General features: G+C 63.1%; 14 protein-coding genes. 2 read left to right on the top strand and 12 right to left on the bottom strand.

The annotated features are described in order from the left end of the window. From atpD to prmC, 11 genes are all read right to left on the bottom strand, one after another. Window positions 1-1,292, bottom strand: a 1,292-nt coding sequence (gene atpD, locus SD72_RS14935; protein ID WP_042545266.1) for a F0F1 ATP synthase subunit beta, incomplete at its 3' end; no start/stop codon positions are given. A 24-nt stretch (window positions 1,293-1,316) separates the two neighbouring features. Continuing rightward, window positions 1,317-2,201 (bottom strand): F0F1 ATP synthase subunit gamma, encoded by an 885-nt coding sequence (locus tag SD72_RS14930; RefSeq protein WP_042545265.1) that lies wholly within the window; start codon window positions 2,199-2,201, stop codon window positions 1,317-1,319. Between the two features lie 79 nt (window positions 2,202-2,280). Continuing rightward, entirely contained in the window at window positions 2,281-3,906 is a 1,626-nt protein-coding gene (gene atpA / locus SD72_RS14925) for a F0F1 ATP synthase subunit alpha (RefSeq protein WP_042545264.1), read from the bottom strand. Window positions 3,907-3,961: 55 nt separating this feature from the next. Then, window positions 3,962-4,738: a F0F1 ATP synthase subunit delta gene (locus SD72_RS14920; protein WP_042545263.1), complete on the bottom strand. Its 777-nt coding sequence runs from the start codon at window positions 4,736-4,738 to the stop codon at window positions 3,962-3,964. Further along, the gene (locus SD72_RS14915) at window positions 4,738-5,289 is read right to left on the bottom strand and encodes a F0F1 ATP synthase subunit B (protein WP_042545262.1); all 552 of its coding nucleotides are present in this window, start codon (window positions 5,287-5,289) and stop codon (window positions 4,738-4,740) included. Before SD72_RS14915 ends, SD72_RS14920 begins: the two co-directional genes overlap by 1 nt. 36 nt (window positions 5,290-5,325) lie before the next feature. Continuing rightward, complete coding sequence (gene atpE / locus SD72_RS14910; RefSeq protein WP_042545261.1) at window positions 5,326-5,553, bottom strand: ATP synthase F0 subunit C; 228 nt, start codon at window positions 5,551-5,553, stop codon at window positions 5,326-5,328. Between the two features lie 54 nt (window positions 5,554-5,607). Beyond that, window positions 5,608-6,411, bottom strand: coding sequence for a F0F1 ATP synthase subunit A (gene atpB / locus SD72_RS14905; protein WP_042545260.1), 804 nt, complete (start codon window positions 6,409-6,411; stop codon window positions 5,608-5,610). A gap of 221 nt (window positions 6,412-6,632) precedes the next feature. Then, window positions 6,633-7,133: a 3-oxoacyl-ACP reductase gene (locus SD72_RS14900; RefSeq protein WP_232299810.1), complete on the bottom strand. Its 501-nt coding sequence runs from the start codon at window positions 7,131-7,133 to the stop codon at window positions 6,633-6,635. Next, window positions 7,130-8,335, bottom strand: coding sequence for an MraY family glycosyltransferase (locus SD72_RS14895; RefSeq protein ID WP_042545259.1), 1,206 nt, complete (start codon window positions 8,333-8,335; stop codon window positions 7,130-7,132). Before SD72_RS14895 ends, SD72_RS14900 begins: the two co-directional genes overlap by 4 nt. A 2-nt stretch (window positions 8,336-8,337) precedes the next feature. Next, window positions 8,338-9,105, bottom strand: coding sequence for an L-threonylcarbamoyladenylate synthase (locus SD72_RS14890; RefSeq protein WP_084767256.1), 768 nt, complete (start codon window positions 9,103-9,105; stop codon window positions 8,338-8,340). An 11-nt stretch (window positions 9,106-9,116) separates the two neighbouring features. Continuing rightward, a complete protein-coding gene (gene prmC / locus SD72_RS14885) occupies window positions 9,117-10,007 on the bottom strand; it encodes a peptide chain release factor N(5)-glutamine methyltransferase (RefSeq protein WP_052492744.1) in 891 nt (296 codons plus the stop codon). A gap of 175 nt (window positions 10,008-10,182) precedes the next feature. Here prmC and cysK point away from each other — a divergent pair, with 175 nt between their 5' ends. Then, entirely contained in the window at window positions 10,183-11,118 is a 936-nt protein-coding gene (gene cysK, locus SD72_RS14880; RefSeq protein ID WP_042545258.1) for a cysteine synthase A, read from the top strand. Beyond that, the gene (cysE, locus tag SD72_RS14875) at window positions 11,115-11,684 is read left to right on the top strand and encodes a serine O-acetyltransferase (protein ID WP_042545257.1); all 570 of its coding nucleotides are present in this window, start codon (window positions 11,115-11,117) and stop codon (window positions 11,682-11,684) included. Before cysK ends, cysE begins: the two co-directional genes overlap by 4 nt. A 79-nt stretch (window positions 11,685-11,763) precedes the next feature. Here the strand turns inward: cysE and SD72_RS14870 are convergent, their stop codons facing one another. Further along, complete coding sequence (locus SD72_RS14870) at window positions 11,764-12,111, bottom strand: iron chaperone (RefSeq protein WP_042545256.1); 348 nt, start codon at window positions 12,109-12,111, stop codon at window positions 11,764-11,766. Window positions 12,112-12,120 lie beyond the last annotated feature (9 nt).

Genomic DNA, 12,120 nt, shown 5'->3' with positions numbered 1-12,120 from the left:
TCAACACCGGTGAACTTCTTCGCCATGTAGGTGTTCTGCGAGAGGAACTGCTGGATGCGGCGTGCGCGCGATACGGTGATCTTGTCCTCTTCAGAGAGCTCGTCAACGCCGAGGATCGCGATGATCTCCTGGAGTTCCTTGTTCTTCTGGAGGATCTGCTTCACCGTGGTTGCAACGCGGTAGTGGTCAGCGCCCAAGTAACGCGGATCGAGGATACGCGAGGTCGAGGTCAGCGGATCCACGGCCGGGTAGAGGCCCTGCGAAGCGATCTCACGCGAAAGCTCGGTGGTAGCGTCGAGGTGGGCGAAGGTCGTCGCCGGGGCCGGGTCGGTGTAGTCATCGGCAGGCACGTAAATTGCCTGCAGCGACGTGATCGAGTGGCCACGGGTCGAGGTGATGCGCTCCTGGAGCACACCCATCTCGTCCGCGAGGTTCGGCTGGTAGCCCACAGCGGAGGGCATGCGGCCGAGCAGCGTCGAGACCTCGGAACCTGCCTGCGTGAAGCGGAAGATGTTGTCGATGAAGAGGAGCACGTCCTGCTTCTGCACATCGCGGAAGTACTCAGCCATGGTGAGGGCCGAGAGCGCGACGCGGAGACGCGTCCCGGGCGGCTCGTCCATCTGGCCGAACACGAGAGCGGTCTTGTCGAAGACACCGGCTTCATCCATCTCGTGGATGAGGTCGTTGCCCTCACGGGTGCGCTCGCCAACACCGGCGAACACCGACACGCCACCGTGATCCTGCGCAACACGCTGGATCATCTCCTGGATGAGGACGGTCTTGCCGACGCCCGCACCACCGAAGAGACCAATCTTGCCGCCCTGAACGTAGGGGGTAAGGAGGTCGATGACCTTGATGCCGGTCTCGAAGAGCTCGGTCTTCGACTCAAGCTGGTCGAAGGCGGGTGGCTGGCGGTGGATGCTCCAACGCTCGCCGACCTCGATGGTCTCGCCCTCGGGGAGGTTGAGCACGTTGCCGGCAACGTCGAAGACCTTGCCCTTGGTGATGTCGCCGACGGGAACGGTGATCGACTCGCCGGTGTCGGTGACTTCCTGGCCACGGACGAGGCCGTCAGTTGGCTTCAGGGCGATCGCGCGGACCAGGTTGTCGCCGAGGTGCTGCGCAACCTCGAGCACGAGGGTGAAAGGCGCCGTGCCCTCGCCCATGTTGACGGTCGTCTCGAGCGCGTTGTAGACAGCGGGGATCGCGTCGTGCGGGAACTCGATGTCGACGACGGGGCCGGTGACTCGGGCGATGCGCCCGACGACCTTGGTGGTGGCCGTATCGGTCATGTCTCTTCCTTCTTCGTACTGGTATTAGGACAGCGCGTCAGCGCCGCCAACAATCTCGGAAATCTGCTGGGTAATCTCCGCCTGGCGTGCGTTGTTCGCAAGGCGGGTGAAGTCGCGAATGAGCGTGTCAGCGTTGTCGCTTGCCGACTTCATCGCCTTCTGCGTCGCTGCGTGCTTCGCGGCGGCCGACTCGAGCATGGCGTTGAAAATACGCGACTCGATGTAGTCGGGCAGCAGTTTGTCGAGCACGACGTCTGCTTCGGGCTCGAATTCGTACAGCGGGCTCACTTCGCTCGCCTCGGCGACGCCCTCGACGATCTGCAGGGGAAGCAGGCGGGTGACCTGCGGTGCCTGCGTGACCATGCTGATGAAGCGGTTGTACACGAGATGGATCTCCTGCACGCCCCCTTCAGCAGTGTCGCGGCCGAACGCGGAGATCAGCGAGTCAGCGATTTCCTTGGCGGTCTCGAACACCGGTGCTTCAGTGTCGCCCATCCAAATGCGCTCGGAAGCGCGGCGGCGGAACGTGAAGTACCCCTGGGCCTTGCGGCCGATGAGGTAGTACGAGATGTCCTTACCCTCGGCGCGAAGCAGCTCGCTGAGCTCCTCCGCTTCGCGAAGCACCTGCGAGTTGAACGCACCAGCGAGGCCACGATCAGAGGTGAAGATGACCACCGCCGCGCGCTCGACCTTGTCGGCCTCCGTCAGCAGCGGGTGATCAGCCTTCGCGTGCGTCGCGACCGCCGATACAGCCCGGGTGATTGCCTGGGTGTATGGGGTCGAGGCGTCTACGCGAGCCCGAGCCTTCTGAATGCGTGAGGCAGCGATGAGCTCCATCGCACGGGTGATCTTCTTGGTCGTCTGGGCAGAGCGAATGCGCTGCCTGTAGACCCGAAGTTGCGCTCCCATGTCTCTCCTGTGTTGTCCGGAACTGGCTGGTTATCGAAGGGGTGAAGAAGTGGGGGCGCGAGCGCCCCCACTCAATCAACTACTTCTTAACTACCAGCTGCTCCTGCTGAATCTCTGCTTCGTCGAGCGCATCGAACTGCTCGGTGAGGGACTTGCCCTCTGCAGTGAGGAACTCGCTCTTGAACTTCTCGATCTGCGTGGTGAGTTCCGCGACGACCTCGTCCGAGAGGACGCTCGTCGACGCGAGCGTCGACAGGGCGTCGGAGTTGCGACCGAGGTAGTCAAGGAACTCGCGCTCGAAGCGGAGGATATCGACGACGGGGACGTCGTCGAGGTAACCCTTGGTACCTGCCCAGATCGACACCGTCTGCTCTTCAACAGCGAACGGTGAGTACTGAGGCTGCTTGAGCAGCTCGGTGAGGCGTGCGCCACGCTCAAGCTGCTTCCGGCTCGACGCGTCGAGGTCCGATGCGAACATCGCGAAAGCCTCAAGCGCACGGTACTGAGCGAGCTCAAGCTTGAGCGTGCCCGAAACCTTCTTGATCGACTTCACCTGAGCGTCGCCACCAACACGCGACACCGAGATACCCACGTCGACCGCGGGGCGCTGGTTAGCGTTGAAGAGGTCGGACTGGAGGAAGATCTGGCCGTCGGTGATCGAGATCACGTTGGTCGGAATGTAGGCCGAAACGTCGTTTGCCTTGGTCTCGATGATCGGCAGGCCGGTCATCGAGCCAGCGCCAAGCTCGTCCGAGAGCTTTGCACAACGCTCGAGCAGACGGGAGTGGAGGTAGAACACGTCGCCTGGGTATGCCTCGCGCCCCGGTGGGCGGCGGAGCAGCAGCGACACGGCACGGTAAGCCTCAGCCTGCTTCGAGAGATCATCAAAGATGATGAGGACGTGCTTGCTGTCGTACATCCAGTGCTGGCCGATAGCCGAGCCGGTGTACGGAGCGAGGTACTTGAAGCCTGCCGGGTCAGATGCGGGAGACGCCACGATGGTGGTGTACTCCATCGCACCTGCGTCCTCGAGCGCGCCCTTTACCGAAGCAATGGTCGAGCCCTTCTGGCCGATAGCGACGTAGATGCAGCGAACCTGCTTGTTGGTGTCGCCCGACTCCCAGTTCGCCTTCTGGTTGATGATCGTGTCGATCGCGAGAGCGGTCTTACCGGTCTGGCGGTCGCCGATGATGAGCTGACGCTGGCCACGGCCAACGGGGATCATCGCGTCGATTGCCTTGATGCCGGTCTGCAGCGGCTCGTGAACCGACTTACGCTGCATCACGCCAGGCGCCTGCAGCTCGAGTGCGCGGCGGCCCTCGATGCCAGTGATCTCGCCGAGACCATCGATCGGGTTGCCGAGCGGATCGACCACGCGGCCGAGGTAGCCCTCGCCCACGGGAACCGACAGGACCTCACCGGTGCGGGTGACTTCCTGGCCCTCAGCGATACCCGAGAACTGGCCAAGAACGACAACGCCGATCTCATCCTCTTCGAGGTTCTGTGCAAGGCCAAGCGTGCCGTCAGCAAAGCGGACGAGCTCGTTGGCCATGACGCCGGGGAGTCCGGAGACGTGTGCAATACCGTCAGCGGCATCGACAACGGTTCCGACCTCGGTCTTACCCGCCTGAGCAGGCTCGTACGATGCTGCGAATTCATTCAGCGCGCTACGGATCTCGTCCGGGCTGATTGCGAGTTCTGCCATTTCGTTTCCTCTATCTGTTCCGGAGAGACTCTCCGGCAAGTAATGAAGTTGTGCTCTACGCAGCGAGCCGCTGGCGGAGGTCATCCAGGCGAGCCCGGACACTTCCGTCGATGACGTCTTCGGCCATCTGGATGCGCACGCCGCCGATGAGGCTTGCGTCCACAACCGTCGTGACCTTTACGGGACGACCTGCGGTCTGCTCAAGTAGCGTCGCGAGCCGCTGCTGCTGCTCGGTTGTAAGCGGAGCAGCAACCGTGACGGTTGCCAGTTCGCTTCCACCCTGGTCTGCTGCGACGCGTGCACCGGCGCGAAGCGCCGAGTTCACGCGGCGACCGCGCGGGTGAGCCACGAGGTAGCTGACAATGCCAAGGGCACCTTCGGAAAGCTTGCCCGAGAAGATCTGCTGAGCGAGCTTCGACTTCGCGGCTGGATCTCCGAGCTTGTTGCCAAGCTCGAGCTCGAGCTCGTGGCTCGACTCGATGACGGAAGCCGCAGCAAGCAGCTCGTCGGCAAGAGCCGGCTCAGCGAGGGACTGGGCACGGAACCCGAGCTCCTCGATACCGTCTACGAACTCTTCCGAGTTCGACCAGTTCTGCCCGACCGCTGCGGTGAACACAGAGCGCGCGCCAGCAGACAGGCCGGTGAAGACCTTGCTGACCATCTCCGCCTTCGCGGAGCCCGGAAGCGACGCGTCAGCGAGCGTAGCCACGAGTGCCGGTGAACTGCCGAGCAGCGAAGCTGCTCCGAGCAGCTCAGAACCGACGGCCTTCCCGAGACGGCCGCTGAGCGCGGACTTCGCAGCCGCGAGTGCCTCGCGTGACGCGCTGCCCATTACTTCGCCGCCCGTTCGGACGCTTCGAGGTCGACGAGGAAGCGATCGACGAGCGCCGATGCCTTCTTGTCGTCACTCAGGCTCTCGCCGACTACGCCTGAGGCGAGGTCGATTGCGAGCGATCCAACATCCTTGCGCAGGGAGACCATGGCGCTCTGGCGCTCAGCCTCGATCTGCACCTGAGCTGCCTGCGTAATGCGGGCCTGCTCAGTGGTTGCGTCTTCCTTTGCCTTCGAAACAATCTTCGTGGCGTCAACGCGAGCCGCTTCGCGGATCTCGCCAGCTTCCTGGCGGGCACTTGCGAGCTGCGCGGTGTACTCCTGCAGCGCGGCTTCAGCCTTGGCCTGGGCCTCGTCGGCCTTCGCGATATTGCCTTCGATCGCTTCGGCGCGTGCGTCAAGCATGACCTGCACCTTTGGGAGGAAGACCTTCCAGAACGCGACGAGGACAATGAGGAACGCGATCGCCGACCAGACGATGTCGTACGTCGCAGGAAGCAGTGGGTTCTGATCAGAACCCTCTGCAGCCACGAACTGCACTGCGTAATTCATCTTGCCTCCCTTTCGAGACTAGTGAAAGGTGACTGGTTACGGCTGGAAGATGAAGAACGTTGCGACACCGATGAGCGCGAGCATCTCGGTGAACGCGATGCCGATCCACATCATGCCCTGAAGCTTGCCGGCGAGCTCAGGCTGGCGGGCGGTGCTTTCGATGGTCTTTCCAACAACGATGGCAACACCGATAGCGGGGCCGATGGCTGCGAGGCCGTAGCCTACGGTTGCAATATCGCCCGTGATTTCAGCGAGAACAGACACAGTATGTGTTTCCTTCCGTATGTGAGCGCGGCGGTAGCCGAACCCGAGGTTTTATTAGTGCTCGTCAGCCAGCGCGAGCTGGATGTAGAGCGCGGTGAGCAAGGTGAAAACGTAGGCCTGAAGACCCGAGACAAACATCTCGAAGAGCGTGAACGCGAGGCCGAACGCGAACGTTCCGGCGCCAAGCGCTGGGAAGATCCCACCGGCTTCAAGGATGAAGAAGTTCGTCGCGGCCCAGAGCAGCACGAGGATCATGTGACCCACGAGCATGTTCATGAGCAGTCGGAGGGCCAGAGTGATCGGCCGCATGACGAAGGTCGAGAGCAGCTCAACCGGTGTCACCAGCAGATACATGACCTTCGGAACACCAGCCGGGAAGAGCGAGTTCTTAAAGAACTTGCCCGGGTGCTTCTTGACGCCAGCGTAGATAAACGCAATGTAGGCGACGATAGCCATCACGATCGGGAAGCCAACGACAGACGAGACTGCAATGTTGAGCCCGGGCACGATGCCGGTGATGTTAAAGGCAAAGACGAGGAAGAAGATCGTCATGAGCAGGGGCTGGAAGCGACGGCCTTCCTTTACCCCAAGCTGGTCTTCAATAGCGTTCTTCCGGACGAAGTCGAGCGCGAACTCGAGAACGCCCTGCCCGCGGCCTGGGATGACACGCAGCTTGCGCGTGCCGAGCCAAAACAGCAGGAGGAGAACGATCACCATGACGACACGGATGATCATAATCCGGTTCATCTCAAACGGGGTGCCCTCAAAGAGGACCGCCGCCGGGAAGAAGTCATCGAGGGTTGGGCCGTGGAATCCGCCCTCATCGGTGCGGACAAGTCCGGGGGCAACGAGGTGCATAGCGTTAGCGAACAGGCCATTCTCCTGATTCGGGGCGCGGCAATAGCCGCACGGCTTCGAACGATGGTCGTGCCCCCTACACTTCGGGCACTCAGAAATGGCGCCCCGTGGGTGGGAACAGATTTATCTTAACAAGGTTTCACCCCGAGCGAAACTCGAGGGCCGCGCGCCAGCCATGGATTTGGCTGCAACTGGGAATCTCCCCCCAAGCAATCTGCTGGCTACGGCAAATCACCCGCGTATGGTACGCGGGACTTCGCGACGATCACGACGTCGATAACAATCGACGCGAGCACCGTCACGACAAGAGCGATGAACAGGAACTGCGCGTCGAGCCACGGCTGGTCGCGAAGGAGGAGCGCGGCGACAACAAAACCGATGAGCTTCAGTACCCACGTCCCCATGACGATGCCCATGAAGATCTGCAGGTAGAAGGGGCTCCGCACGAAGCGATTCGCGAACGCGATACTGCCGACGGTGATGAGCAAAAGCACGCCGCCAATCGCGGCACCGATAAGCCCACCTACGAGCCCCGTGTTCCCGCGCATGAGGTAGCCGAGAACGGCGAAGACGACCATCGCCCCGATAGTGACGAAGATTCCCCAACGGACTCCGCGCATGAGCATCGGCTGCGACGACGGCATCGGATACTCTCCGTCGCCGTACGTTGAGGGCTCGACCCCTGTGTTCTGCTGGGCTTCAGGGGGCACGGGAGTGCTCACTCGGAGGTCCTTTCGTTCTGGTCGCGTCCGGTTGCGGCGTGCGTCTCCGGAGCGTCGACGGGGCCTCCCCGTCGACTCAACGCTACCAAGCGGCGCTGCACAAGCGCTGCACGGACCCGGTTCTCGGGGAACTTCAAGAGCAGTACACACGCGATGCCCCCTGCTACGAGCACAACAACCGGAACGGTGAAGCTCTGGCTGGTGAACACGAGCAACCCCGCAGCGGAGAGCACTGCGGTGCCGAGATAGAAGATGCTCACTGCCTGCACAGGCGAGTGCCCCATATCGAGCAGCCGATGGTGGAGGTGCTGTCGGTCGGCCTCGAAGGGACTCTTCCCGGCCCGCAGCCGGCGCAGCACAGCCAGCGCGAAGTCAGCGAGTGGCAGCGCGAGGACAGCGAAAGGCAAGATGATTGGGATGTAGCTCGCGAGCACCAGCTTGAGGTCCAGCGCGGCCGGGTTGAGTTCGCCCGTGACGGAAACCGTAGAGGTCGCCATGAGTAGCCCAACGAGCAGCGCCCCAGTATCGCCCATGAACATCTTTGCGCTGTGCCAGTTGTACGGCAGGAAACCCACGCAAATGCCAACAAGTGCGAGCGCGATGAGGCTCGCAAACGTCACCGATTGCGCGCTCCCGAGCTGCGAGCTGAGTACCAGCGTGTAAACGAAGAACGTTCCGCTCGCGATGATCGCCACGCCAGCGACGAGTCCGTCGAGCCCGTCGACGAAGTTGACGGCGTTCATCACGAGCGTGATGAGAAACACCGTGAGCACAAAGTTCACAGTTGGGGAACCGATCACGAGCGTGTCACCAACGGGGATCGAGACGATCTGCACGCCGTTCCAAGCGAGAATTCCCGCGGCGAGAAGCTGCGCGCCGAGTTTGATCATCCAGTCGAGGTCGAGGAGATCATCGAGGACACCGATAACCGCGATGAGCAGGCAGGCACCAATGAGCGCCCACATCTTGAGGTCCGCCCTGAAGAGCCCTTGAAATTCGGGGAGCATCGACGCGACCCCGAAGGCCGCGAGGAGCCCAATGAACATCGCGACCCCACCGAGGCGAGGCGTTGGGTTCTTGTGCACGTCACGCTCGCGCACCTCGGGGGCAAGCTTGAAGCGCTTGGCGAGCCGCAATACGGAATACGACGCCACCGCGGTGACGAGCACCGCGGTCGCGAGCACCACAAGGTACGAGAGCATGGTCAGTCGCTGGCCTGTGCAGCCTCAGTGTCCCCTGCCACCGGTGGCGCAGTCTCGCTTACGTGCTCAGCGGCGGGCTGAGCTGTGGGCAATTCCCGCTCCGCAGGGCCGACGAGAATCGCAGCGAGCGGCAGTACGCGCTGAAGATCTGCGTCCGTCACCGCTCCTGCTCGGAGAATGCGCACACTGCCAGACCCATCGGATGCGAGCTCAGTGGTGTCGATAATCGTCGAAGCTTCACCCCGCGTCTCCCCGCCGTCGAGGTAGACGGCGATGGATTCGCCGAGCATCTCGCGGGCCTCCGCCGCGGTGCCAGCAGCCGGGATTCCCGTAAGGTTTGCCGATGATACGGCGAGCGGGCCGGTTTCCTGGAGAAGTTCCCGCGCGAAGGCGTTGCCTGGGATGCGGAGCGCGACAGTTCCGCCAGTCTCGCCAAGATCCCAACTGAGCGCCGGGTTCGCCTGGGTGATGATGGTGAGCGGCCCTGGCCAAAAGGCATCTGCGAGGCTGCGCAGCGCATCAGTGGCCTCTGCTGCCAACGCGGCGAGGGTCCCGGTGTTCGGGATGAGCACGGGGGGCGGAGACTGCCTGCCGCGACCTTTTGCGTCGAGCAACCGCTGCACGGCATCGGGCGAAAACGCATCCGCGGCGACGCCGTAGACGGTATCGGTAGGGATCACGATGAGTTCGCCCCTGCTGAGGGCCTGGCGTGCGAGCCTGGTCCCCTGAAGTAGCTGAGCACCGTCTGAACAGTCAAACACCTCGGACATAGTTCGCAATTCTACTTGAGGGCCGTCGTCGCGCGGTCACGTCCGGTGAGATCAGGGTGGGTAGCGCACGCACGCCAACCGTCGCGCGCCAGGAGTTCCCGGATCGCTGCGCCCTGCCCCTCAGCGTGTTCAAGCACTAGGCTGCCGCCCGGTAGGAGCAGTTGCATCGCGATTCCGCTGATCACTCGGATGACGTCGAGTCCGTCGTTTCCGCCATACAGCGCAAGCTCCGGGTCGTGATCGCGCACCTCAGCGTCGCGCGGCACCATCGCGTTCGGGACGTACGGGGGATTCGAGATCACCACGTGTGCATTTCCCGCGAGCTCAGCAGGGGCGAGTCGGCCCGGCACGAAGTCTGCGAGGTCACCGTGAATCAGCTCGACCCTCCCATCACCGAGCGCAGCGACGTTCTCAGCGGCCCACGCGTGAGCCTCGGCGCTCTTTTCGACAGCCCACACCCGCGCATTGGGAACCTCACGAGCGAGCGCAAGTGCGATCGCGCCGCTCCCGGTGCAGAGATCCACGGCGAGCGGCGCGGTCGTCGCCGCGGCACCCAGCGCGTCAACGGCGAACTGCGCGACCGTCTCTGTCTCCGGACGTGGAACAAAAACTCCGGGCCCAACGCGCAGCTCAATGGAACGAAACGGCGCGCGCCCGGTGAGGTGTTGCAACGGCACGCGTTGCGCACGCAACTCGGAAAGGTCCCGCAGCCGACTCGCCTGCGCTTCAGTGAGGCGTTTGCCCATGATCGCCGAGGCCTGCACCGCGCCGCGGCTCTCACCGAGCACGTGCCCTACAAGCAGCTCGGCGTCTACATCGGGGTCACCTATACCTACCTCAGTAAACTGGGAGCGCAGCTCGCTCAGGAGATCGGTAATCTGGGGTGCGTGCTCGTCGTTCACTCCCCCATTCTCCCCCACCCGCCCGCGAAGGCGCCCTCAGCGGCGCTCACGGGGAATAGGTTTCGCTGTACCGCGTTGTAACACACCGAAGCTTTCATAAGTACTCAGAAAGTTTCAGATAACCTAGTGTCATAACTCGACCAGCTGAAACGCAACCGACTCGGAGGGCACCCGCATGGCTCGCATCCACGACAACATCACACAGGCCTTTGGCAACACCCCACTCGTCCGCCTGAACCGCGTGACCGAGAACGCAGGTGCAGAGGTCCTCGCAAAGCTTGAGTTCTACAACCCAGCAGGCAGCGTAAAGGACCGTATCGGTGTCGCAATCATCGATGCAGCAGAGCAGTCGGGTGAGCTTGGGCCGGGCGGAACGATCGTCGAGGGAACCAGCGGGAACACCGGAATCGCCCTTGCATTCGTCGGCGCAGCACGCGGGTATCGCGTGATCCTCACCATGCCTGAGACGATGAGCGTCGAGCGCCGCAAGCTCCTCGCAGCGTACGGCGCTGAGATCGTGCTCACCGAGGGACCCCTCGGCATGAAGGGCGCGGTTGCAAAGGCCGAGGAGATCGCCGCGAACACCCCCGGTGCTGTGCTCGCGAAGCAGTTCGCGAACCCAGCTAACCCTGCGATCCACCGCGCGACAACGGGCCCGGAAATCTGGAACGACACCGAGGGAACCGTCGATATCTTTGTCGCTGGCATCGGCACGGGCGGCACGATCACCGGCGCGGGCGGCTTCCTCAAGGAACAGAACGCCAACGTGCAGGTCATCGCTGTTGAGCCCATCGACTCCCCCCTCCTCACCGAGGGAACAGCCGGGCCGCACAAGATCCAGGGCCTCGGAGCGAACTTCGTTCCCGACATCCTCGACCGCGACGTGTATGACGAGGTCATCGATGTCGCGCTGCCAGACGCCATCTCGAAGGCGCGCGCACTCGGAACCGACGAGGGGATCCTCGCTGGGATCTCAGGCGGAGCTGCAGTGTGGGCTGCAACCGAGGTCGCAAAGCGCCCAGAAAACGCCGGCAAGAAGATCGTCGTCATCGTTCCCGATTTCGGCGAGCGCTACTTCTCGACGGTCCTCTATGAGGATCTCGCGGTGTGAGTCCGCTTTCTCGCGTCCGTGAGGACATCTCGGCGGCCCGTGCGCACGATCCAGCTGCGCGCGGGCCGCTCGAGGTGTTCTTTCTCTACTCGGGTCTCCACGCAGTCTGGTGGCACCGCGTCTCGCACGCGATGTGGCGGCGCGGAATGCGCTTCCTGCCCCGCGCGATCTCGCAGATCGCACGGTTCTTCACCGGGATCGAAATCCATCCCGGCGCGACCATCGGCAGGCGCTTGTTCATCGATCACGGCATGGGCATTGTGATCGGCGAGACCGCTGAGATCGGCGACGACGTCCTCATTTACCACGGCGTGACGCTCGGCGGGACAGGCCACGAGAGCGGCAAGCGCCACCCGAGCGTCGGCGACAGGGTCGTACTCGGTGCGGGGGCGAAGCTCCTCGGCAACATCGAGATCGGCGACGATTCAGCCGTCGGCGCGAACGCGGTTGTGGTGCGCTCTGCCGGCGACTGGATGACGCTGACCGGTATCCCGGCCACCGCACGAGCGCGGCGTGGTTCCCCCGTCGCCGAGCACCCGAATACTGCCGGGTTCTACGTCATCTAGCAGCCCAGGATCCACGGAGACGCCGCTACACAGCTACGGCATGCTCTGGAAAAGCCAGTGCGTGAGCACAGGTGCCCAGCTAGCCCTCGATCTGGGCGACGCGACGGCTCACGAGGCGCTCGAGCAGGCCAGCAGGCAGGGCCTCGTCGCCGCGCAGGTGGATCGCACCCTTCGTGCTGCCGAGTCCGGCTGCCGTCACCTCTTCAGCGAACTCTCCGAGGTTACCGAACGGGTAGACCCCGATGTGCTGTTTCGTGCTCATCGCAGAGAACAGCCCTTTGCCTCGGTACAGTAACGCTGGCATGCCGTACGACAGCCCTTCCTCGGATTCGGGCACGATCGCGCGCACGGCGGCATACAGCTCTTCTATGCGCCCCCGAACGGGCTCTTCGAGCGTCGAAATATAGGCAGTCACCTCGTCTGTCATGGCGCCAGT

Source organism: Leucobacter komagatae (genome assembly GCF_000834055.1).
GTDB classification, from domain to species: Bacteria; Actinomycetota; Actinomycetes; order Actinomycetales; family Microbacteriaceae; genus Leucobacter; species Leucobacter komagatae_A.
Note: the sequence above shows the minus strand (reverse complement) of the source record. Positions and strands in the feature narration are given on the sequence as shown.

Bases quoted from the DNA above. Each gene is read 5' to 3' on its own strand.
- SD72_RS14930 (WP_042545265.1), bottom strand. From the start codon at position 2,201: ATGGGAGCGCAACTTCGGGTCTACAGGCAGCGCATTCGCTCTGCCCAG.
- atpA (WP_042545264.1), bottom strand. From the start codon at position 3,906: ATGGCAGAACTCGCAATCAGCCCGGACGAGATCCGTAGCGCGCTGAAT.
- SD72_RS14920 (WP_042545263.1), bottom strand. From the start codon at position 4,738: ATGGGCAGCGCGTCACGCGAGGCACTCGCGGCTGCGAAGTCCGCGCTC.
- SD72_RS14915 (WP_042545262.1), bottom strand. From the start codon at position 5,289: ATGAATTACGCAGTGCAGTTCGTGGCTGCAGAGGGTTCTGATCAGAAC.
- atpB (WP_042545260.1), bottom strand. From the start codon at position 6,411: ATGCACCTCGTTGCCCCCGGACTTGTCCGCACCGATGAGGGCGGATTC.
- SD72_RS14895 (WP_042545259.1), bottom strand. From the start codon at position 8,335: ATGCTCTCGTACCTTGTGGTGCTCGCGACCGCGGTGCTCGTCACCGCG.
- SD72_RS14890 (WP_084767256.1), bottom strand. From the start codon at position 9,105: ATGTCCGAGGTGTTTGACTGTTCAGACGGTGCTCAGCTACTTCAGGGG.
- cysK (WP_042545258.1), top strand. From the start codon at position 10,183: ATGGCTCGCATCCACGACAACATCACACAGGCCTTTGGCAACACCCCA.
- SD72_RS14870 (WP_042545256.1), bottom strand. From the start codon at position 12,111: ATGACAGACGAGGTGACTGCCTATATTTCGACGCTCGAAGAGCCCGTT.